General features: G+C 64.0%; 21 protein-coding genes and 1 pseudogene. 11 read left to right on the forward strand and 11 right to left on the reverse strand.

Features of this window, described 5'->3' with window-relative positions; translation table 11 throughout:
* Positions 1-37: 37 nt before the first annotated feature.
* From htpG to groES, 6 genes are all read right to left on the reverse strand, one after another.
* Complete coding sequence (gene htpG, locus LB523_RS23365; protein WP_224607341.1) at positions 38-1,930, reverse strand: molecular chaperone HtpG; 1,893 nt, start codon at positions 1,928-1,930, stop codon at positions 38-40.
* A 60-nt stretch (positions 1,931-1,990) separates the two neighbouring features.
* Positions 1,991-2,293 (reverse strand): DUF982 domain-containing protein, encoded by a 303-nt coding sequence (locus tag LB523_RS23370; RefSeq protein ID WP_224607344.1) that lies wholly within the window; start codon positions 2,291-2,293, stop codon positions 1,991-1,993.
* Complete coding sequence (locus tag LB523_RS23375) at positions 2,274-2,672, reverse strand: helix-turn-helix domain-containing protein (RefSeq protein ID WP_224607347.1); 399 nt, start codon at positions 2,670-2,672, stop codon at positions 2,274-2,276. Before LB523_RS23375 ends, LB523_RS23370 begins: the two co-directional genes overlap by 20 nt.
* 60 nt (positions 2,673-2,732) lie before the next feature.
* Complete coding sequence (locus LB523_RS23380) at positions 2,733-2,954, reverse strand: hypothetical protein (RefSeq protein ID WP_095767137.1); 222 nt, start codon at positions 2,952-2,954, stop codon at positions 2,733-2,735.
* 67 nt (positions 2,955-3,021) lie between these two features.
* A complete protein-coding gene (gene groL, locus LB523_RS23385) occupies positions 3,022-4,650 on the reverse strand; it encodes a chaperonin GroEL (RefSeq protein WP_095767138.1) in 1,629 nt (542 codons plus the stop codon).
* Between the two features lie 61 nt (positions 4,651-4,711).
* Positions 4,712-5,026 (reverse strand): co-chaperone GroES, encoded by a 315-nt coding sequence (gene groES, locus LB523_RS23390; RefSeq protein ID WP_040988406.1) that lies wholly within the window; start codon positions 5,024-5,026, stop codon positions 4,712-4,714.
* A gap of 330 nt (positions 5,027-5,356) precedes the next feature.
* On the opposite strand from groES, the gene LB523_RS23395 reads away from it, so the two are divergent.
* The 5 genes from LB523_RS23395 to LB523_RS23415 all read left to right on the forward strand — a co-directional run bounded on the left by LB523_RS23395 (position 5,357) and on the right by LB523_RS23415 (position 9,174).
* The gene (locus tag LB523_RS23395) at positions 5,357-5,704 is read left to right on the forward strand and encodes a hypothetical protein (RefSeq protein WP_224524793.1); all 348 of its coding nucleotides are present in this window, start codon (positions 5,357-5,359) and stop codon (positions 5,702-5,704) included.
* Between the two features lie 13 nt (positions 5,705-5,717).
* Positions 5,718-5,990, forward strand: coding sequence for an usg protein (locus tag LB523_RS23400; protein ID WP_224607350.1), 273 nt, complete (start codon positions 5,718-5,720; stop codon positions 5,988-5,990).
* 242 nt (positions 5,991-6,232) lie between these two features.
* Complete coding sequence (locus tag LB523_RS23405) at positions 6,233-6,709, forward strand: Hsp20 family protein (protein ID WP_224607354.1); 477 nt, start codon at positions 6,233-6,235, stop codon at positions 6,707-6,709.
* An 88-nt stretch (positions 6,710-6,797) separates the two neighbouring features.
* Entirely contained in the window at positions 6,798-7,307 is a 510-nt protein-coding gene (locus LB523_RS23410) for an Hsp20/alpha crystallin family protein (RefSeq protein ID WP_224513219.1), read from the forward strand.
* A gap of 442 nt (positions 7,308-7,749) precedes the next feature.
* A complete protein-coding gene (locus tag LB523_RS23415; RefSeq protein ID WP_224607356.1) occupies positions 7,750-9,174 on the forward strand; it encodes a hypothetical protein in 1,425 nt (474 codons plus the stop codon).
* 107 nt (positions 9,175-9,281) lie between these two features.
* Here the strand turns inward: LB523_RS23415 and LB523_RS23420 are convergent, their stop codons facing one another.
* From LB523_RS23420 to LB523_RS23430, 3 genes and pseudogenes are all read right to left on the reverse strand, one after another.
* Positions 9,282-10,175: a hypothetical protein gene (locus LB523_RS23420; protein ID WP_224607359.1), complete on the reverse strand. Its 894-nt coding sequence runs from the start codon at positions 10,173-10,175 to the stop codon at positions 9,282-9,284.
* 91 nt (positions 10,176-10,266) lie between these two features.
* Positions 10,267-11,927, reverse strand: a pseudogene (locus tag LB523_RS23425) (acyl-CoA synthetase).
* Between the two features lie 120 nt (positions 11,928-12,047).
* Complete coding sequence (locus LB523_RS23430) at positions 12,048-12,851, reverse strand: helix-turn-helix transcriptional regulator (protein WP_224607361.1); 804 nt, start codon at positions 12,849-12,851, stop codon at positions 12,048-12,050.
* 135 nt (positions 12,852-12,986) lie between these two features.
* On the opposite strand from LB523_RS23430, the gene LB523_RS23435 reads away from it, so the two are divergent.
* From LB523_RS23435 to LB523_RS23445, 3 genes are all read left to right on the forward strand, one after another.
* On the forward strand, positions 12,987-13,376 hold the full coding sequence (locus tag LB523_RS23435) for a VOC family protein (protein WP_095767204.1): 390 nt from the start codon (positions 12,987-12,989) through the stop codon (positions 13,374-13,376).
* 242 nt (positions 13,377-13,618) lie between these two features.
* Positions 13,619-14,722 carry a KamA family radical SAM protein gene (locus LB523_RS23440; RefSeq protein WP_224607363.1) on the forward strand — a complete coding sequence of 368 codons (1,104 nt, stop codon included), beginning with the start codon at positions 13,619-13,621 and terminating at the stop codon, positions 14,720-14,722.
* 375 nt (positions 14,723-15,097) lie between these two features.
* Positions 15,098-15,955 carry a BA14K family protein gene (locus LB523_RS23445; protein ID WP_224607365.1) on the forward strand — a complete coding sequence of 286 codons (858 nt, stop codon included), beginning with the start codon at positions 15,098-15,100 and terminating at the stop codon, positions 15,953-15,955.
* Between the two features lie 101 nt (positions 15,956-16,056).
* Here LB523_RS23445 and LB523_RS23450 read toward each other — a convergent pair whose 3' ends face one another.
* Positions 16,057-17,436, reverse strand: coding sequence for an FAD-binding oxidoreductase (locus tag LB523_RS23450; protein ID WP_224607367.1), 1,380 nt, complete (start codon positions 17,434-17,436; stop codon positions 16,057-16,059).
* Positions 17,437-17,635: 199 nt separating this feature from the next.
* On the opposite strand from LB523_RS23450, the gene LB523_RS23455 reads away from it, so the two are divergent.
* Positions 17,636-18,508, forward strand: coding sequence for a ferritin-like domain-containing protein (locus tag LB523_RS23455; RefSeq protein ID WP_224513233.1), 873 nt, complete (start codon positions 17,636-17,638; stop codon positions 18,506-18,508).
* A gap of 91 nt (positions 18,509-18,599) precedes the next feature.
* Entirely contained in the window at positions 18,600-20,171 is a 1,572-nt protein-coding gene (locus tag LB523_RS23460; RefSeq protein ID WP_224607370.1) for an FAD-dependent oxidoreductase, read from the forward strand.
* Between the two features lie 67 nt (positions 20,172-20,238).
* On the opposite strand, the gene LB523_RS23465 is transcribed toward LB523_RS23460, so the two are convergent.
* The gene (locus LB523_RS23465) at positions 20,239-20,709 is read right to left on the reverse strand and encodes a hypothetical protein (protein ID WP_224607374.1); all 471 of its coding nucleotides are present in this window, start codon (positions 20,707-20,709) and stop codon (positions 20,239-20,241) included.
* A gap of 290 nt (positions 20,710-20,999) precedes the next feature.
* Here LB523_RS23465 and LB523_RS23470 point away from each other — a divergent pair, with 290 nt between their 5' ends.
* Positions 21,000-21,344 carry a hypothetical protein gene (locus LB523_RS23470; RefSeq protein WP_224607510.1) on the forward strand — a complete coding sequence of 115 codons (345 nt, stop codon included), beginning with the start codon at positions 21,000-21,002 and terminating at the stop codon, positions 21,342-21,344.
* Positions 21,345-21,348: the final 4 nt, after the last annotated feature.

Genomic DNA, 21,348 nt, shown 5'->3' on the forward strand with positions numbered 1-21,348 from the left:
CGGCGGCGCATTCCCCCTGTCGGGCGAGCGCCGGCGCTTACCCCCTCGCCAGCCCGCGATCGATCAGCCGCGCAAGCCGCGCCGAGAACGCCTTGGCGTCGGCCGGCTTGTCGCCGTCGAGCACACGTGCCTCGTCGTAAAGCAGATGCGCGGCGTCTTCCTTGAACGCCTTCTCGTCGTCGCCGAGCTTTGCCAGCGCCGCCACGCGCTCGTGGCGCGGGTTGATCTCGAGGATTGGCTTGGCCGCCTTGTCGAGCCGGCCGGCGGCGTTGAGCAGGCGCTCGAACTGGCGGTCCGGGCCATGCTCCGGCGCGACGAGGCAGACGGCGCTTTCGGTCAGCCGGTCGGAGGACTTCACGTCCGAAACCTCCTCGCCAAGCGTCGTTTTCACGAAAGCCAGGAAGGCGGCGATATCCGACGACGTCTCCGCGTCGGGCTTCGTCGCATCTTCGGGCAGCGCAATATCGGCGAGCTCGGCCGCGCCCTGCGTCACCGACTTGAACGGCTTGCCGTCGAATTCCAGCGCTATCGTCACCCAGAAGCTGTCGACGGGATCGGTGAGGAGCAGCACCTCGATGCCGCGTGCGCGAAAACCTTCGAGCTGCGGCGACGCTTCGAGCCGGGCGCGATCGTCACCGGCCATGAAGAAGATCGCTTTTTGTCCTTCCTTCATCGCTGCGACATAGTCGGCAAGGCTGCGCCTGTCTTCGCCTGAGGTCGTCGAACGGAAGCGGGCAAGCTTCAGCAGTTGCTCGCGTCGCTCGTAGTCCTCATAGAGACCTTCCTTGAGGACGACGCCGAAATTTTCCCAGATTTTGGCGTAGGCTTCGGCATCGTTTTCGGCCGTCTTGGCGAGATCGCCGAGAACGCGGTTGGTCACGCCCTTGCGGATCGCTGCGAGCAACGGGCTTTCCTGGATCATCTCGCGCGAGACATTGAGCGGCAGGTCGGCGGAATCGACCAGGCCGCGCACGAAGCGCAGGTAGCGCGGCAGCAGATCGGCTTCGTCGGTGATGAAGACGCGCCGCACATAGAGCTTCATGCGGCCCTTGCGGTCCTGGTCAAACAGGTCGAACGGCCGCGATCCCGGCACGAAGGCGAGCACGCTGTATTCCTGCCGGCCCTCGGCGCGGAAATGGATGGTCGAGGCGGGCTCGTCATACTGGCCGGCGATGCTGCGGTAGAAGTCGGTATATTCCTCCGGCTTGATCTCGCTCTTTTGCCGCACCCAAAGCGCCGTGCCGTCGGCGATGTCGCGCGGTTCGGCGCCGGGCTTTTCGACAAATGTGATTGGCACCGGCACATGCCCGGACTGCGACTTCGCCAAGCCCTCGAGCCGATAGGGCGTGGTGTAGGACGAGGCGTCCTCCATCAGATGCAGCACCACGCGCGTGCCGCGCTTGGGTGCTGCCTCGAGCGGCGCCGGCGCGATCTCGTAGGTGCCCTTGCCGTCGGACGACCAGCGGAAGGCCTCGTCGCTGCCGGCCTGGCGGCTGATGACGTCGACACGGTCTGCGACCATGAAGGCCGAATAAAACCCGACGCCGAACTGGCCGATCAGCTGCGTGTCTTCCGCCGCCTTGCCGGCTTCGACGCGCTCCATGAAGGCGCGGGTGCCGGAGCGCGCGATCGTGCCCAGCGCCTCCGCCATCTCGTCGCGGCTCATGCCGATGCCGTTGTCCTCGACCGAAAGCTCCTTGTTGTCCGGATTGGCGGCAATCGTGATGCGTGGCTTGGCATCGTCGCCCAGAAGCTCTGGCCGGCTCACCGCCTCGAAGCGCAGCCTCTCGCAGGCATCCGCCGCGTTGGAGATCAGCTCGCGCAGGAAAACGTCTCGGTCCGAATAGACCGAGTGCACCATCATATGCAGCAGCCGCGAGACGTCCGCCTCGAATGTCCTGGTTTCCTTCGCCTTGGTGTCCGTCGTCATTCAAAATTCCTGGGTTCGGTTATTTTGTCCGTCGCGCCAGCACGCGCCGGTTTCAAATCTTCAGCCATTGTTGCTTGTGGACGCGCGCCCTGCCAGCGCTGCGGGCGCCAGCGAAACCATGTCCGGCGCCAGGATATCGTGGCGGCGGGCGAAGGCAACAAGGGTTGTCCGCACCATTTCCGCGTCGATCTCGCCGGCAATGCCAGCTTTGCAGGCGTTGAGCGCGATCGCATATGCGCTGCTCCTGCTCGCAGCCGGCCAGTCCTGCAGCAGGGCATAGGCTTCCATCATGGTCTCGAGCCGGACCGGCAAACCCATTCCGACAAGGATGGTGACAGGCTCTTCAAAGCGGTCGTGGTTCATGGTCAGAACCCTCATTCGAGTGGATGCTCATGGCGCCCGGGCGAAGGCCGGTCGTCCCGGCCAGCACATGTCGGCGCGGGTAGGGCGGTTGCAGGACGACGCCGTGCGGTCGCGGCTGGCCTACGCCGTTGAACGCCTGCACAACCACCGGGCCTGCCGGCGTGTGCGTCGCTGAATTCTGCCGGTTAAGGCGCGGCGGGGGCAGCGCCTTGTGTGCCTTGGCGAGGGCCTCGATCCAGGCGGCGACCGCCAGCGGCACCGGCGCGCGCCCCTCGAGCCAGCGCGTCACGTCGTTTCTGGGCCAGCCAAGCTCCTCGGCGACGTCGGCAGCTTCCCATCGCAAGATTCTCAGGCATTCGCGCAATCGTCCTGCAATCATGGCAATCCTCGTCCGTTCGCAGTCACATGGGCCCCGCCTTGAAGGCGGGGCCCGATTTCGCTAGCCGCCCGCGGATGTTTCGGTGGCCGACACGTGCTGTGCGGCAAGAAACATCAGCGTTGAGGCGACGGTCCGCCGGTTCCATCCGGCGGATTCGGCCGTGTCGAGCAAGTCTGCCAGCAACGGCTTCAATGCGCTTCGACATTCGGCTTCATAAGCGAGGAATTCGCTTGCCGGGCGCGTCGGTGCCGGAACCGAGCCATTGCCGCTCATCATATCCATAAGGGCCTCCCATCGTGCGTTTCGAAACGCCCGCTCCCGTTGCCAGAAGCGGGCTCCCGTCGGCGTCTCAGAAGTCCATGCCGGCGCCGGCCGGCATGGCCGGAGCGGCCTCCTTCTTCGGCTTCTCGGCCACCATGGCCTCGGTGGTGACGAGCAGTCCGGCAACCGAGGCCGCATCCTGCAGCGCGGTGCGCACGACCTTGGCGGGATCGATGACGCCCTGTTTGTAGAGGTCGCCATATTCGCCGGTCTGGGCGTTCCAGCCATAGGCGAATTCGGTCTTCTCGCGCAGCTTGCCGACGATGATCGAACCTTCCGACCCGCTGTTCTCGGCGATCTGACGCGCCGGAGCCTCGATCGCGCGCCGCACGATATCGACGCCGTATCTCTGGTCCGGGTTGTCGACGGCGACTGTATCGAGCGCCTTGGCCGCCCTGAGCAGGGCAACGCCGCCGCCGGGCAGGATACCTTCCTCGACCGCCGCGCGCGTGGCGTGCAGCGCGTCGTCGACGCGGTCCTTCTTCTCCTTGACCTCCACTTCCGTTGCGCCGCCGACGCGGATCACGGCAACGCCGCCGGCGAGCTTGGCCAGCCGCTCCTGCAGCTTCTCGCGATCATAGTCGGAGGTGGTCTCCTCGATCTGCGCCTTGATTTGCGTGATGCGGCCCTGGATCTCCTCCTTCTTGCCGGCGCCGTCGACGATGGTGGTGTTCTCCTTCTCGATCGCGACCTTCTTGGCACGGCCGAGCATCTCCAGCGTGACATTCTCCAGCTTGATGCCGAGATCCTCGCTAATGGCCGTGCCGCCGGTCAGGATGGCGATGTCCTCCAGCATGGCCTTGCGGCGGTCACCGAAACCCGGAGCCTTGACGGCGGCGACCTTAAGCCCGCCGCGCAGCTTGTTGACCACCAGCGTGGCCAGAGCTTCGCCTTCGACATCCTCGGCGATGATCAGCAGCGGCTTGCCGGACTGCACCACGGCCTCCAGCACGGGAAGCAACGCCTGAAGATTGCCCAGCTTCTTCTCATGGATCAGGACATATGGCTCTTCGAGCTCGACGCGCATCTTGTCCTGGTTGGTGATGAAATAGGGCGAGAGATAGCCGCGGTCGAACTGCATGCCTTCCACGACTTCCAGCTCGGTCTCGGCCGTCTTGGCCTCCTCGACGGTGATGACGCCTTCGTTGCCGACTTTTTCCATAGCCTCGGCCAGGAAGCGGCCGATCTCGGCATCGCCATTGGCCGAGATCGTGCCGACCTGGGCGATCTCGTCGTTGCTGGTGATCTTGCGGGCGTTGACCTTGAGTTCGGCGACGACGGCATCCACCGCCTTGTCGATACCGCGCTTGAGATCCATCGGGTTCATGCCCGACGCAACGGCCTTGGCCCCTTCGCGAACGATCGCCTGGGCAAGCACGGTGGCCGTGGTGGTGCCGTCGCCGGCGAGGTCGCTGGTCTTCGAAGCGACTTCGCGAACCATCTGGGCGCCCATGTTCTCGAACTTGTCCTCGAGCTCGATCTCCTTGGCGACGGTGACGCCGTCCTTGGTGATGCGCGGGGCGCCGAACGACTTGTCGATGACGACGTTGCGGCCCTTCGGACCGAGCGTCACCTTCACCGCGTCGGCGAGGATATTGACGCCGCGCAGCATGCGCTCGCGGGCGTCGGAATGGAATTTGACTTCCTTGGCAGCCATTGGATCACTCCTTGTTTAGGCAGCTTTCATTGACTGGGTTGCGGTTCGATCGAAGCCCCGGTCAGGCGGCTTTCTTCAGCGTCGCGGCCTGCTCGATCACGCCCATCACATCGCTTTCCTTCATGATGAGCAGATCCTCGCCGTTGAGCTTGATCTCGGTGCCGGACCACTTGCCGAACAAAATGCGGTCGCCGACCTTCACGTCGAGGGGCACGAGCTTGCCGCTCTCGTCGCGGGCCCCCGGGCCGACGGCGATGACTTCGCCTTCCTGCGGCTTTTCCTTGGCAGTGTCGGGGATGATGATACCGCCGGCCGTCTTCTCTTCGGCCTCGATGCGGCGCACGAGCACGCGGTCATGCAATGGACGGAACGTCATATCGTTCTCCTTCAGGACAAACAGATTGCGAGCAGTTCCTCCGCTCCGGACCGGCAGGACCGGAGCGGGGCTCGCGCGACCCTTTCGGCATCGCGCGCATGTCGAGCTAATTTTGCCTTCATCTACTTTCAAGGGGGTACCGCAAATTTTTTGGCACTCTCGACCGTTGAGTGCTAGCGCGCTGAAAACATGCGGTAAATTGGCCCGCTCCGATAACGGAGAGGCTTGAATTCGCGATTGAGTTGAACAAGATTATCGGTGCCCGGCAGCGCCGGGACCGCTGAGAAATTGGAACCCGAAGCAAGGAGTTTTTGGAGACGGAGGACAGAAATGGACCGACAGACGCTTTCGCCGATCATTCCTTCCCTAGCTCCCGAACTATCAGACCTTTCGCTCGACCGGCTGCTGTCGCCGGCCAGGCATTTTCAGCACCCGCGGGATGTGCTGGAGGACGGCTCGCTCGATATATGGGAAAAGCGGGCGATCCTTTCGTCCTGGGCGTCCGATGCTTGCGCCGTAGAATCGATGCCGGCGCTGCGCCAGCCGCCGGGCACCGAGCGGCCGGTCTCCTTCGACGACATCATGGATGCGCTGCGCCGGCTTGATGCGCTGGCTCCGCCGCCCAGCGGCCCTGCCGATGACGACCACCGGCAGGTGGTCGACCGGCTGAGCGCGTGAAGGCCCGAAGGCGATGGCGGTCAGCAGGGAATTCCGCTTGCAGATGAATGGGTATGGCTTGACCACTGCCGAGATCCATTATCATCTGCCCGACCATCCCAGCCTGCTCCAGCTTTACGTCTGGCAGGACTATGATCTTGCCCCGGATTTCCCGGCGCTGAGGGGCTTTCTGGGCTTTTGGCAGCGCGAGCTGGCTGGCGCCTTGCATTCTGTCCGTGTCGCTCACCATCGGCTCATCAGGGCGTCGGAGTGGGGGGCCGTCGACGGGATCATCGCGATCCATTGAAGATCAGCTCCCCGAGGCGGTCGTGGTTGTGCGGCCGCCTCCAACTCATGATTTGCCTGCCTGCATGCAGACGAAGGGACTGACTTTCACGACCTTGAAGGCGGCTTCGGAGCGGGGCCTTGACGTGCCCGTGTTGAATTCCCAGATCGATTACGCCGGTGCTTGAGAGAGACCGGCAAGGTCAAGGGGCGCCGCTTCCTTGGCGCCCCTCGTATCTATGTTGCTCAATGGAGGATGTAGCTATGAGAACCACGTTTGACTTCAGTCCCCTGTTCCGGTCGAGCATCGGCTTCGATCGAATGCTGAACGCGCTCGAGACGGCGAGCCGGATCGAGACCGTCGACAATTGGCCACCCTACGACATCGCCAAGACTTCGGAAGACGACTACCGCATCAATATGGCGGTGGCTGGGTTCTCGCAGGACGAACTGGCCATTACCCAGGAGCAGAACATGCTCATGGTCTCTGGCCAGAAAGCCGGCGAGGACAAGGGTGAGTACCTGCATCGTGGCATCGCCGGCCGTGCATTCCAGCGCCGCTTCGAGCTTGCCGACCACGTCAAGGTCGTTGGCGCCAGCTTGGTCAATGGGCTGCTGACGATCGATCTGAAGCGCGAAATTCCAGAAGAGATGAAACCGCGGCGGATCGAGATCGCGGCCGACAAGGCAACGCTCAAAGGCACGACAAAGAAGATCGAAGGCGAGAAGCACGCCGCCTGAGGGCTTCTGTGAGCGCATCCGCGCTACGCGCCGGGCACTGCGCGGCGCGTAGGAGCTTTTCGAGCCGATGAACAGAAAGGAGCAAACCATGAGTGTCCGTGATCTGATCCCCTGGGGCCGGAGCAACGGCAACCAGCTTCCAAGCATATTCCGCGACGGTGAGCGCGATCCGTTCCTGTCGCTGCATCGCGAGGTGAACCGCCTGTTTGACGACGTTTTCCGCGGCTTCGACAGCCGGTTGCCGTCACTTGGCGGTGTCTCCGCCCTCGGCGCCGGTTGGCCGAGCGTCGAGATCTCCAACGGCGAGAAGGAGATCAAGGTGATGGCCGAGGTGCCTGGCCTCGAACAGAAAGACATCGAGGTCCTGCTCGACGACGGCGTGCTGACGCTGAGAGGCGAGAAGCGCTCCGAGACGGAGGACAAGGATAGGCAGTTCTCCGAGCGCTATTACGGCCGCTTCGAGCGCCGCATCCCGGTCGGCTACGAGGTCAAGGAAGACGAGGTGGATGCCCGCTTCAAGAACGGCGTGCTGACCGTCACCTTGCCGAAGAGCGAGAAGGCGCAGTCGCAGGTCAAGCGCATCGACATCAAGAGTTGATGCACCGACGCGGGAGGTCGGCCCATCCGCCTCCCGCGTCGACTCCCATAGAGCCACGGCAACCGGATGCTCGCGCAAGCAACTCCACTCGATCGATCATGGGCGGCCGAGGAAGAGAAAATTTATACGGCGGGAGCTTCTTTTTTCCGTCCAGAAGTCTTCGCATCGCTCATCTGAATGATGACAAGCAGCTCGCTGTCTTTCCCTTCTGCTGCGCATGCTTTCAGCACCTATCCGGAGAGAAAGCTAACATATGTTAGGAACGGGAGAGGGGCTCACCTAGCGCGGATCCGCATCAGATTGGGACCGGCGATAACCTTAATTTTGGTTTCCTTTGCACAGGCTTCCCGAACGGAAGGTAACGCGATAGATTAGTAATTCGTTAAGTACGCCCGGGGGCGAGCGTAAAAGATGTGTCGTCGAGCGTAAGGGATGTGCCGTGATGAATTTCAAGTCTCTGATCAAGCGGGCCGAGGACGTCGATAAGGAATTTCAGGAACTCCAATCGGATCTGGCGGAGGCGTTCGAGGACGTTCTCAAAGATGACGAACAGCCGCCGTCGGAAGACGACGCCGTCGCCGGTCGGGAACTGGTTGCAAGCGACGAGAATCCGCCGGCCGAAGAGCCGTCCGACGCATCGGCATCGCGGCTGACACCGCATACCCAGACGCGGCTGGCCGCCCTGGAGGCCGTCACCGGGCTTTTCCGGGACGGGCAGGGCCATCTGCAGGAGATCGAGGCAAAGCTGGCGGAGATCGCCACTGCGCATCATATGACGCGCGAAGTCCTCAACGTCTTCCATCGCGACGTGTTGCGCTCCAACGAGCTGGAGCTGGCAAACCTCGCTCTCACCGCCGAACACAAGACATTGTCGGAACAATTGCTTGACGCCGCCCGCCGGCAGCGCGAACGCGACGGCGCGGCCGAAGCGTGGCAGCAGCGCGAGGCGAGCCTCGTCCAGGACCGGGAGCAGCTGCGCTCGGCGCTTGCGGCGGTGCGCCTGGAGCTGGTGGAGATGGGCAATGAGACCGCCAGGCGCGAGACGGAGTTCGGCGAGATCGTTAAAGCCCTGACGGCCAAGACCGTCGAAGTCGACAGGCGCGGCGCCGAGAACAAGCTGCTGCGCGAAAAGCAGGTCGGCCTTTCGGTCGATCTGGAGCAGGCGCAAAAGCGCGAGGCGGAGGCCCGGCACAAGTTCGACGAGTTCGCGGCAACCCACGCCAGTGAAACCGCCCACATCGCCGAGCTGATGGCTCAAATCGGCAACCACGAAAAGGAAGAAACCCGGCTGCAGAAAGCGCTCGAAGCAGCGCAGGCCAGGCTTGCCGAAACAATCGAGGCGGCGCGGATCGCCGAGAGCGACAGCACCGCCGAATTGGCACGCAGCCACGCGGAAATGCGCGGTTTGCGTGCCGAGATCCAGGAACTGCAGTCGCGTCTGGACAAGATCTCGACCGACAATGGCGAAGCCACGGACGAGATCACCAGGCTAAAGGCGCAGCTGAACGACGCCGTCACCGAACGCCAGATTGCGGAGAAAAGGCTCGCCGTTCTCAAGGACGAGAGCGAAGCCGACAAGAAGAACCTGTCCGAGGTCAGCACCAATTTCTCACGGCTTTCGCTGCAGCAGGCGTCGGAGCAGATCCAGCTCGACATCCAGAAGCAGGAATGCGAGGATTTGCGCGCCGAAGTCGAAGTGCTCAACGCCCGCATCCGGGAATTGCTGCCTTATGAGCGCCTGCATCGGGTGACCGACGCAAGGTCGCGCATGGATGCCGCGCCTCAAACCAACGGGATCATCGCGGAAGCGGCGCGCCCCGTCGCGCGGCGCGTTTCTCGGCGCAACATGCGGGCGAACGGAGGCTGAGGGTTTCGAGCGGCTCGGCTTCGACAGCGCCGGCCCGCTCTATCTCTTATGGTTTGAAACCGCTCACTTCGAGAGCCGCTGCGCTTTCCTGGAATTGCCCTGGCGGACTATTTCCCAGCCATGTCGTCGGCAAGGTCCTGCGCCTGCTTGAGCAGCGCCGGGAAGGACGGGTCGCCGGGCAGGCGCTGGGCCATGCAGGCGCGGTAGTCGGCGTCGCCCTTTTCCCAGGCGGCGTTGGCGGGATCGGAGGCCTGCGGATCGTCCTGGTCCGAACCCTGGTCGGCCTGCTGGGCTTTCTGCGCGGCGGCGTCGGCGGCTGCCCAGATTGAATCGCAGGCCGCGATCTTCGGCACGGCGGGCGAGGCGGGTGCCTCGGCAATCAGCACGCGGTCGCCTTTGACGACTGCCACGACGACGTGCTGATCGTAGATCGGTCCGACATCCTGGGTCCAGCCACCGAGCCGCGCGACCACCGCATCGGCGCCGTCGGGCTTCTTCAGCGAAAAGTCGAGCGTGCCCGAGAATGCCGCGTCGCTGCCGATGGCCTGGGTGTAAAAACTGTCGAGCTTCAACGCCGCTCCGATGTCGGCGGGCAGCTTGAAATCCGCTTCCGCTTCGGACGATTTGGACTTGAGCCAGCGCTCGGTCAACCCGCGCGTCGAGGCGACGATGCTTGGGCCGTCGTCGCTCTGCGCATATCGCAGCCCGTCCAGCATGCCGTAGCCGATATCGGAAGCGTTGAGGCTTTGAACATTGATGGTACCGGTCGCCGGAAAGCCTTTGACGGAGAGCGGACCGAGAATGGTGGCGAGGCGCTGCTGGAGGTCGGCTAGCGCCTTCTCGTTCTGGGCATCGATAGTTTCGATCGCCGTATTGGCGCTTTCCTGCGCGGTGATATCGGCGATCGCCTTGTCGCGCGCGGCGATATAATCATCTTCCGGCGAGGCGGCATATGCCGCGTTGCCCGCCAGCGCAATGAGAAGCGTCAAGACCAACCGCATGCTGCAACCCCAAATCAGCGATCAAAGCCCTTGGGAGCCATCGCCCGACTTGGCGGCTTTTGCGTGGCGGAAATCATGGAGAGCCAAATCTTTATTCCGCCTTGCGCTTCTCCACCTCGGCCTTCCTCAACAAGAACCGCTGGATCTTGCCGCTCGGTGTCTTCGGCAGTTCGCTGACGAACTCGACCTCGCGCGGATAGGAATGCGCAGACAGCCGCTTCTTCACATGCTGGGCGAGTTCCTCGGCTAGCGCCTCGCTGCCCTTGAAGGCGGGCGCCAGCACTACGAACGCCTTGACGATCTCCGTGCGCTGCGGATCGGGCACGCCGACGACGGCCGCCTCGTTGACCGCCGGATGCTCGATCAGCGCACTTTCGACATCGAAGGGTCCGATGCGGTAACCGGACGAGGTGATGACATCGTCGGCCCGACCGATGAGGAGACCGAGCCGTCCGTCTCATATTCCACCGTGTCGCCGGTGCGGTAGTAGCCGCCCGCGATCGCCGGCGTTTCCGCTTGGTGGTAGCCGTCGAACCAGCGCAGCGGCGAGTTGGCGATATCGACCGCCAGCACGCCGGGTTGGTTGGGGCCGAGTTCGTTGCCTGCCTCGTCCAGCACCACCATGCGGTAGCCGGGCATGGCAAAGCCGGCCGAGCCGGCGCGGACCGTATGCGCCAGACCATGATGGTTGTTGACCATCATGCCATTCTCGGTCTGGCCGTAATGATCGTGGATCGGCGCTGCAAGATGCGCGTCGAACCAGCGGATCACCTCCGGATTGAGCGGCTCGCCGGCGCTGCTCACCACGCGCAGCATGCCCTTGACGCGGGCCGCGGCCCCGGGCCCTTCCGCCATTAGCAGGCGATAGGCTGTCGGCGAGCCGGCCAGGCTGGTGACGCCCAGACGCTCGATGATGTCGTAGGTCGATTTGGCGTTGAACGCGCCTTCGTAAAAGGTGGTGGCGATGCCGAGCTGCAAAGGCCCGGTGATGGCGTAGTAGAGCCCATAGGCCCAGCCGGGATCGGCGATATTCCAGAAGATGTCGTCGGGCCGAAGCCCGATCGCGTCGCGCATATAGGCGCCGAAAGCAAGCAGCGCGTTGAGCGGCACCGGCACCCCCTTCGGATGTCCTGTCGTGCCGGAAGTCGACATCATCATGAACAGGTCGGTGCCCTTGCGCATGACCGGCTCGCTATCGAGGGAGGCAGCCGCGAGCGCCGCGCGGAAATCGACGTCGCCTGCTGCAAGGGCGTCGCCGGGCCCAACGATGGTGGCGATGCGCGGACGGTTTTCCACCTCGTCGAGCTTGGCGCGGTTTGCGGGGTTGGTCACCACCAGCTTCGCCTTGCTGTAGTTCAGGCGATGCTCGATAGCCTTCGGCCCGAAAGCGGTGAACAGCGGCTGGTACACAGCGCCGACTCGCCATGTGCCGAGGATCAGCGCCACCAATTCAGGGATGCGCGGCAGCATGCCGGCGACGACGTCGCCAGGGCGCACGCCGAGACTTTTGAGCAGGGTGCCGACGCGGCCCGCCATGTCGGCCAGATCGTCGAAGGAGTATTCGCGCAATTCACCGGCAGCCGAGATCGCGCGCAGCGCCAGCCGGTTTTCGCCGGTATAGCGGCCGCAGCATTCGACATAGGCGTTGATGCCGGTCGCCGGATCGCCGTGGAGGCGCGCGATCTCGTCCTCGATGCGGAATTGCGCAACGGCATCCTCATAGCGCGGCACCGCCGCTGGCGTGTCGGTCATGGCAATCCTCCCTCGGCGGCGGATCATCTCCCATGATCGCCGCCGGAGGAGATTGCATGAAAGGAGGGCGCTGGTCGATTGCGGCAGCGTCTTTCTCCCCGTGTAGTGCCGGGGAGCTCCTTATCCACGCTTCCGATAAAGGCTCAGCGTTATCTCCTTGCCCACGCCCACGGGCGTCAGCATGAAATAATCATAGACCACGATTTCGCCGCTCGGACCGACCATCCGCTTCGACCAGATCGGCGCTTCCTCGACCCGCATCTCGGCCCATTGGCGCGCGAAGTCGGGGCTCAGCGCCTTGAGTGGGTCGAGCACGGCGCGGATGTCGGCAGCAGACGCGTATTCGACGGTCGCGGCGCGGAATTGCGCGATCGCCGAGCGAGCTACCACTTCCCAGTCGGCGAACAGGCCGCGCCAGGCGGGATCGAGGAAGAATCGCGCCAACAGGTTGCGCCTTGCGGGATCCTCCTGATCGAAGCCGCCGAACAAATCCGCCGCCTCGTCGTTCCAGGCAATGAAGTCCCAGGCGCGGTTGAGCGCATAGGCCGGGTTGGGCGAGAGCGTGGCGAGCAATCCGACAATGCGCGGATCGGGCGAGGGGCCTTCGAGCGGCGTCGCCTCAGGCCGCCATTCCGGCTTTGCGAGCTTGAACAGGTGCTGGTGTTCCACAGGCACGAGGTCCAGCACGTTGGCCAGCGCATTGAGCACCTGCGCGGAAGGATTGGCCTCGCGGCCCTGTTCTAGCCACGTATACCAGGTGGCGCTAATCCCTGCGAGCAGCGCGACTTCCTCACGCAGCAGCCCGCTTGCGCGCCGAGTGCCGGTGCGGATGCCATGCCGTGACGGCTCGACGCGTTCGCGCATGGCGCGCAGGAAGCGGCCGAGTTCCTTACGCCTGTCCATCTCGGTGGTCTGTTCCAGCATGCTCGTGCCTCGAAGGGGGTGGCGACGCTACTAGCAGCGCCGCTCATCTTGTACCACCTTGCTACCAGTATAATGAGGCAGCGCATCGACAATCACGCCGCGTCGGAACGCGGCGCCAGACAAAGGATTCCGCAAATGAATGCGCTGAAAAACATCAGGAATATCGACTACACCGTCCTCTTCGCCCGCGACATGAAGGAGATGCGGCGTTTCTACGAGGACGTGATGGGCTTTCGCGTCCACTCCAGCCTGGGCGAGAGCTGGATCGCCTACCAGGTCGGCTCGTGCCTGCTGGCGCTCACTGAGCGCGGCGTGATGTTCAACGACTTGCCGACCCCGGCGGGCGCGCTCTCCATGCAGCTCGCCTTCCGGGTGACGCCCAGCCAGGTTGACCAATGCGCCGAGACGTTGCGTGAGAAGGGCGTGGCGATCGAAAGTGGGCCGACCGACCGGCCCTGGGGTCACCGCACGCTTTTCTTTCGCGATCCCGACGGCAATGTGCTGGAGATCTACGCCGATATCTAGCCTTGCGGCAGTTGAATGCCTTGCGGCAAGCGGCTCGTCGACTTCTACGAGACAGTCACGGGCATCAAGCTCACGGTCTACACCGAGGATTTCGCCGAGCTGCTTGCTTCACGCCGGTGACGGCGGAGGCGATTGCGAAGCTCAAGCGGTGAGAGTTCCAAGTTCCCAACACGGCGTAAGGCGGTATGCGGTTGACCACATCGACCATCCGGCCGATAGGGACGGCGAACCAGAGAACCGCAATGACCACTAATCTCAAACTGCCGGCCGCGCCCGACGCCGCCTGGCAGGACGACATCCGCGCCGGCGTGCGCCAAGTCCGCGACCTTGCATCACTGCCACTCTCGCCCGCCGAGCGCGAAGCCGCGCAGCAAGCCGCCGCCGCGCACAAGGTGCGCGTGCCCAAACCCTATCTCGATCTGATCGACTGGAGCGACCCCAACGATCCGATCCGCGCCCAGGCGATCCCGTCGCCGGGCGAGCTCGTCGCCACCGAAGGCGAGCTCGACGACCCGATCGGCGATCATGCCTTCAGCCCGGTGCCGCGCCTGACGCACCGCCACGCCGACCGCGTGCTTTTGTTCCCGACCTATCAATGCGCGGTCTATTGCCGCTTCTGCTTCCGCAAGGAATCGCTGACCTCGATCGGCCGCGGCTACACAAGCGAAGCGCTGGAGCCGGCATTGGCCTACATCGCCGGGCACCCGGAAATCCGCGAGGCGATCCTGACCGGTGGCGATCCGCTGTCGCTGCCGGACAAGGCGCTGGCCGAGATCCGCGCCCGGCTGGAGGCGATCCCGCATCTCAGGCTTCTGCGCATCCACACCCGCGTGCCCGTGGCGCTGCCGTCGCGCATAACCTCCGGCTTGGTCGAGGCGCTGCAGGGCCGGCTGATGGTGACGGTTGTCACGCACTTCAACCATCCGCGCGAGCTCACCGCCGAAGCCGAGGCGGCCTGCCGCACGATGCGCCAGGCAGGTTTCGTGCTGCTCAACCAAAGCGTTCTCCTCAAAGGCGTCAACGACAAGGTCGAGGTGCTGGAGGAGCTCTGCCGCGAGCTGATGTACCGTCTCGGCGTAAAACCCTATTACCTGCACCACGGCGACCTCGCGCGCGGCATGGCGCATCGCCGCACGACGATTGCCCACGGCCAGGCGCTGGTCGCGGAACTGCGCCGGCGCTTATCCGGAATCTGCAATCCGACCTATGTCATCGATCTGCCGGATGGCGGCGGCAAGGTGCCGCTGGCGGCGAGCCATATCGAGGGGCGGGACGGCGAAACGTGGCGCATTCGCGGCCAGGACGGGAAGGCGAGGAGCTACAGCGAGGTGGTGGCGGACTGCTGAGTGCCCGCATGCCGCTCGGGCGCGGCCCGGCCGCCTCGTTGGGGCATTCTGCCGGGCCTGACCGGCCGCCGCCGGCTGCGAGTCCGAGGCGTGGGACTGCCATGTGAACGACCTGCTTTTATTCCTCTGTTTGCACGATGCGGCGTCGTAGCAAAGGCGCGACACTGTCATCGATCCGTTTGGATCATCGTAAAGTCCCTTAGCTGCCTAGTCCCCAGCTGGGTTCACCTAGCGATCCTCTCGAAGCCCCGCGTGCTCCTCCCCGGAGCACGCGGGGCCTTCGTTTGTTACCGCCGGGTCGCAACATCGCCCTCTTGCTGTGGGAACCGGATTCCGCGCCTCGCATTCTATCAGCGGGGACTAAAGGAGTTCGGCATGAAGGCTTTGTTGGGAATTGTCGGCGGCTTCGTGCTGACCCTTGCCGTGTTCGCCAGCGGGCTCGCCTTCGCCACCTGGCTGCTCGCCGCCAAGCCAGTGCGCCAGGCGACCCCGGCGATCGGCGTTTCCGAGCTCTGGACCAAGGACGCTCAGCCGGTCGATCCGCAAAAGCAGAATCTTCAGCGCATTCCCGCCCAGCAGGCTGCCGTCGCGCCCGCCCCAGGGGGCGAGCCGGCCAAGACCGACAGCGCAGTGCAGACGGCGACGCTCGCGGCGCCGACCGCACCCGCGCAGCCGCAGCAGTTGCAGCCCACGACCGCTCAGCCGAACCAGCCCGCGGCCGAGCCTGACGCGACCCAGCCTTCCCAGCCGGCTCCGGCCGATCGGCAGGCCGAGCAGCAATTGCCCGTGGCCCATCTGCAATGGTGCTCGGCCCGCTATCGCAGCTACCGTCCGGCGGAAAACAGCTACCGCGCCTACAGCGGCGAGCTGCGCCCTTGCATCTCACCCTATTACGACCCGATGGGCGACCGCACCGCCTCGACCGGCTCAAACGATCGGCAAGGCCAGGGTGGTCAAGCGGTAGCGGATGATCGGCAACCCGCCGCGGCCGATGATCAGACGAGCGACGACCAGGCCGAGATGGAAGGTTACGCCCCGTCGGGCGACGGCTACGTCACCACCTATGGCGGCCCGCCGGAAGAGATCTCGCCCGAGGCCGGGGCCGTGCGGGCACAGGGCCGGCAGATCTCGGCCGCCCATATCGACGATTGCTTCAGCCGCTACCGCTCCTACGATCCGCAGGACAACACCTACCAGCCCTTCGACGGCGGCCCGCGCCGCCAGTGCGAGTAGTGTTTCTGGCCCGCGACAGCGAAGAGGTGATCGCGAAGCGACCGGAGAGGGGCTGCGACACAGGCAGGTTCGCTCTAGCCTCTCGCGCGCCCCCGCCAAACTCAGCCCACGACCTTCCCCGGATTCATCACATTGCCCGGATCGATCAACTCTTTGATCGCCTTCGCCAAATCCCGCTTAACCGGATCAGCATGCCGCTCATAGGCCTCGCGTTTCTCCAGCCCCACCCCATGCTCAGCTGAGAACGAACCGCCGGCCTCGCGCAGCCCCTCATAGAGCACGTCCTCGATCGCCTCATGCCGCTCATATGGAACCGGCCCTTCGCAATTGAGGGAGATGTGCAGATTGCCGTCGGCGAGATGGCCGTAGACATAGGGCGCATATGAGGCGTCGAGCTTCTTCAGCCCCGCCTCGATGCGCGCCACATAGGCGTCCAGCGCGCCGGCCGGCACGGAGACGTCGAACGAGGGCGCCATAGGGTGCGCGCGCTCGATCTCAACAGTCTCCTCGCGCAGCCGCCACATCGCTGCGGCTTGGCCCTCGGAGCTCGCGACCAGCCCGTCGACGATGCCGACCTCTTCCCAGATGGCCGCCAGCCCGCCCTCGAGCGCGCTTCTCGCCGCCTCGATCGAGTCGGCGCCTAGGCCCAGCACCAGCAGACAGGGCGCATCGAGCGGCAGGCTGCCCGAGGCATAGTTCAGCGACCGCTGCATGAGGGACGCAAAATTACGCCACAGGATCTCGGCGGCGGTGAGCCTCGCGCTGGTCGAGGTCAAAAAATGCCGCACGATGTGCTGGGCGCTGGCCGCATTCGGCACGCCGACAAGCGCGGTGGCACTCGCCCCGGCCACCGGATCGAGCCGCAGCGCCACGCGGGTGACGATGCCGAGCGTGCCTTCCGCGCCGATGAAGAGATGCTTCAGATCGTAGCCTGCGCTGGTTTTCAGCACCCGGGTGAGATCGCAAAACAACCGCCCGTCCGGCAGCACGGCCTCCAAGCCAAGCACGCGGTGGCGCATTGTGCCGTTGCGAAAGGCCATGATGCCGCCGGCGTTGGTGGAAACCATGCCGCCGATCGTGGCGCTGCCGCGCGCGGCAAGGTCGATGCCCGGGTCGAGCCCATGCTGGGCTGCCGCCTCCTGCAGCGCGCCCAGCGTCACGCCCGCCTGCACGATCGCCACGCGCGTGAACGGATCGATGTCCTCTATTCTGTTAAGCCCGCCAAGGTCGCAGATCACCTGCCCTTGGGAAGTGGCTGCTCCGCCCGCCAGCCCGGTGCGCCCGCCCTGCGCGACAAGACTGATGCCACGCTCCGAACAGAATTTCACCAGCGCCGCGACCTCTTCGACATCGCGCGGACGCACCAGAGCCGAGGCGCCGAAATTGCGGGTGTCGAAGCCAGGATCGCGCGAGGCGAGCTCGGCGGCGTCCCAGATGGTGGCGTTGGGGAGGGCGGCGCGGAGAGAGGGGAGGAGGGCCATGAAATGGATCCGGCGTCGGACGTGAAGCTCGTCCTATAGAGGAACCGCAGCCCGGGAGTCACGCCGGCACGCCCATCGAATCGCCCGGGTCCACAACCATACCGGCTCGGTTCAGGAACATTCCGCGTTTGGCGGAGTTGACAGGACGGCCCGCTCGTTTGAGGCCACACCGGTTCATGGCGGGCTTCGGGAGGAAGCTATGATCCATGCCACCCCTTCACTTCATGTTTCTCGCCGCGGCGCATTGCAAATTGGTCTTGGAGCGACGCTCGCTTCAGCGACCGGCGTCGCCCCCGTTTCGCCTGCTTTCGCACAAGATGACATAAAGGACGAAGACATTTTCCGGTTCGCGCTGAACCTGGAATATATGGAGGCCGAATACTACCTCCGGGGCACCACAGGAAAAGGCATCGACGATTCAGATGCCGGTTCCAAGCCCGGCGACGTCGTCGGCGGCAAGAAGGTTCCCTTCGAAACACCCGCACTGGCTGAATTTTTGCGGGAAGTCGCGGAAAATGAACTTGCCCATGTCAGGTTCTACCGCAAGACCCTGGCGTCGAATGCGGTGGACCGGCCGGCGATCGATTTTGATGCCGGCTTTGCCGCGGTCGCCAAGGCGGCCGGGCTCGGTGCCGACTTCGACCCCTTCGGCAACCAGATGAACTTCGTGCTTGGCGGCATGCTGTTCGAGGATGTCGGCGTCACCGCCTACGCCGGTGCGGCAACCGTCCTGAAGAACAAGGAATTCCTGGCAGCCGCGGCTGGAATTCTCGCGGTCGAGGCCTACCACATGGGGATGGCGCGGTCGTCGCTCTATCGCATGGGCGAGAAGGCCTGGAAGGCGGCGAATGCGATTTCCGACGCACGCGACAAGATCGACGGGCCCGATGACAAGGACCAGGGCATTCGCGTCGACGGCAAGGCCAACTTCGTTCCTTCAACGCCCGATGCGATTGCCTTCACAAGGACGCCGCAGGAGGTGCTGCGCATTGTTTATCTGACCGACCAATCGGGTGTCAGCAAGGGCGGCTTTTACCCGAACGGGATGAACGGAACGCTCAAGAGCACCTAGCCGCGAGGATGGAGCCGGTCACGATGACCTACAACCCGCGCTGCGCAGCATTGGTCGCTGGCCATCCGATATCGTCTCGACGGGGCGCGCGATGAACGTCAGCAGCGAAGCGACCAGATCGTTTTGGATGCTCGACGCCAGCTTGCCCGGCGCTCCCCGCCTCGAGCAAGACGAGCATTGCGACGTGGCCGTCGTTGGAGCCGGCATCGCCGGGATTTCGATTGCCTATGAACTGGCGCTGGCAGGGCGCAAGGTGGTGCTCGTGGATCGCGGCCCGTTGCTCGGAGGCATGACATCGCGCACGACCGCCCATCTGGCGCCGATCTGCGACGATGGCTTGAGCGCGCTGATCGACATGCGCGGCGAGGCTCTGGCGCGCGGATTTCAGGAGAGCCAGCAAGCCGCCGTCAACCGCATCGAGCGGCACGTTGCCAGCCTGGAGATCGACTGCGATTTCCGGCGGCTGGACGGCTTCCTTTTCCCGGCCGCATGGATGGACGAGAAGCAGGCCGCCAGAGAATGCAATAAGGAGTATGCGGCTGCGGCTAAGATCGGCGCCGAGGCTGAACATGGCAAAGGCGTGCCTCTCAAGGGTCATGAATCGGCGCCCATCCTGCGCTACCCCGGACAGGCCACCTTCCACCCGCTGAAATATTTGCGCGCCCTGCTGGCTGATTTCGAGAAGCGAGGCGGCAAGGCATTCGCCGACAGCGCCGTCATCGAGATCGAGGAGGGGGAGCAGATTTGCCTGAAATGCGACGGCGACTACACCGTCACGGCTTCGAACGCGGTGTTTGCCACCAATTCCCCGATCAACACATGGGTCAAGATCCATAGCAAGATGGCGCCTTACCGCACCTATGCCATGGCTTTCGAGATCGCCAGGGGAACCCTCCCGGATGCCCTCTACTGGGACATGGACGATCCCTATTATTACGTCCGCCTCAATCCCGGCCCCGGCAAGACGGACTGTCTCATCGCCGGCGGCCGCGATCACAAATCGGGCGAAGCGGATGACGGCGAGGCACGCTTTGCCGCGCTTGAAGCATGGATCAGGGCATTGGTACCCGATCTTGGCGCAGAAAGAGCGCGGTGGTCCGGTCAGGTTCTCGAAACGATCGATTATTGCGGTTTCATCGGCCGAAGCCCCGGCAACGGCAACGTCTTCATGGCCACCGGCGATTCCGGCCAGGGCATGACGCATGGTGCATTGGCCGGACTGCTGATCCGCGATCTGATCGTGGACGGATCAAACCCCTGGGAAGCCGTCTACGCCCCCGACCGGAAGCCGCCCGCCGCGCTCGCGCACTACGTCAATGAGAACCTTACAACAGTGAAGAACCTCGCCGGCTACTTGCTGCCCGGTGAGGTCAAGTCGGCCGACGACCTCAAGCCTGGCGAAGGCGGCATCCTTCAGGACGGCTTGAGCAAGTTCGCCGTATGCCGCGACCGCGACGGCAAGCTGCACCGGCATTCGGCCAGTTGCACGCATCTCGGCTGCCTCGTGCACTGGAATTCGACCGAGCAATGCTGGGATTGCCCCTGCCATGGCTCGCAGTTCGCGCCGGACGGTACGGTGCTCAACGGCCCTGCCATCCGCGGCTTGGCCCGGCCGGAGGGTCGCGGATCTCGCGCGGAGCCCAAGGTGGCGTCCGGGGAGTGACCTGTAGCCGTTCGCCGTTTAACGCAAACGCCTCGGAGGAAGCGGTGGTCGAACGACGATATAGCCGCTATGTGCCCGGATTTTCGGTGGCCTTTTTCTGGGCCAAGCCTGTCGTCGTGTAGACGGCTTTGGTTGTGGCGGATGGGAGTGAAAAAATAATCCCAGGGAAGCTCAAAAATGTTTGGGCGAAATAATCCGAAGATTTCAGGAATTTGGTAAGCGCCTGCAAATCGATTTGCCGCTTTTCAGGCCCGGACCCGAGATTTCTATTTACCCGGGAAAAAAATAATAGACGCGTAAGTCTTGCTTTGAGCGCAATTGAGGCGCATACAAAAAGTGTTGATTTGGTTGAGTTTGGCTTTCGCCCCGTCGGAGCCGCGCCAATCCTTTCCGAATTTTCGATAGCGAAGCGTTGCGCCGGTCCGGCGCGGCAGCTTGCTCGTTTGAACCCTGGAACGACGCAGGGCGCTGACCACGGATGTACTGGCAGCACCGAAAATCGTTCCAGCGGTTCGACTGAAATAAAGCGGAAGCCCATCCTAGCATGTTTTCACGGGAAAGCTGCAATCGTGGCCATTCGCATCGCGTCCACCGTCGTCGTCTGCTTCGGCTCTCCTTGGTGCTGCCGCGCTTCAGGCGCGCCGCGACCGCAGAGTATCTACCGATCTCGACGAGGAGGCCCGGAAGGGTCTTTCCCGCGACGCGGCCTCTTTCATTCACCTGCCGGCGATCCTCCGCACAATGGGGTTCGCACTGTAAAAGCGTCGATCAACCGGCCTCTCTCGAGGCGGCGCTCGAAGACGACCGGAGACAATCATGACAAGCCTTATGCAGCGCAACACACGGCCGATACGGCACGGCGCCCCGCCGCGCTTGTTCGACATCGGACAGGCGGTCCGTCTGAAGGGAGATTTCCGGACATTGACCGCGGAAGTCTACCACGTCACCGGCACGCTGCCGCCAAAAGAAAACTCGCCTCAATACCGCATCCGCAGCGACACCGAACCGCATGAGCGCGTGGTGACCGAGGATAGGTTGGAATCGGCCGGAACCCCGGCCTCGGATCCCGGGCTGATGCTGATCGAAAGGACGTTCGGACATGGCCAAGGGACAGCAGCGCTCCAATCGCGAAATGAGGACGCCGAAGCAGGGAAGAATTCCCACCAGGCCTGAGAGC

The sequence above is a fragment of the Mesorhizobium sp. ESP-6-4 genome (genome assembly GCF_020164735.1).
Classification (GTDB): Bacteria; Pseudomonadota; Alphaproteobacteria; order Rhizobiales; family Rhizobiaceae; genus Mesorhizobium.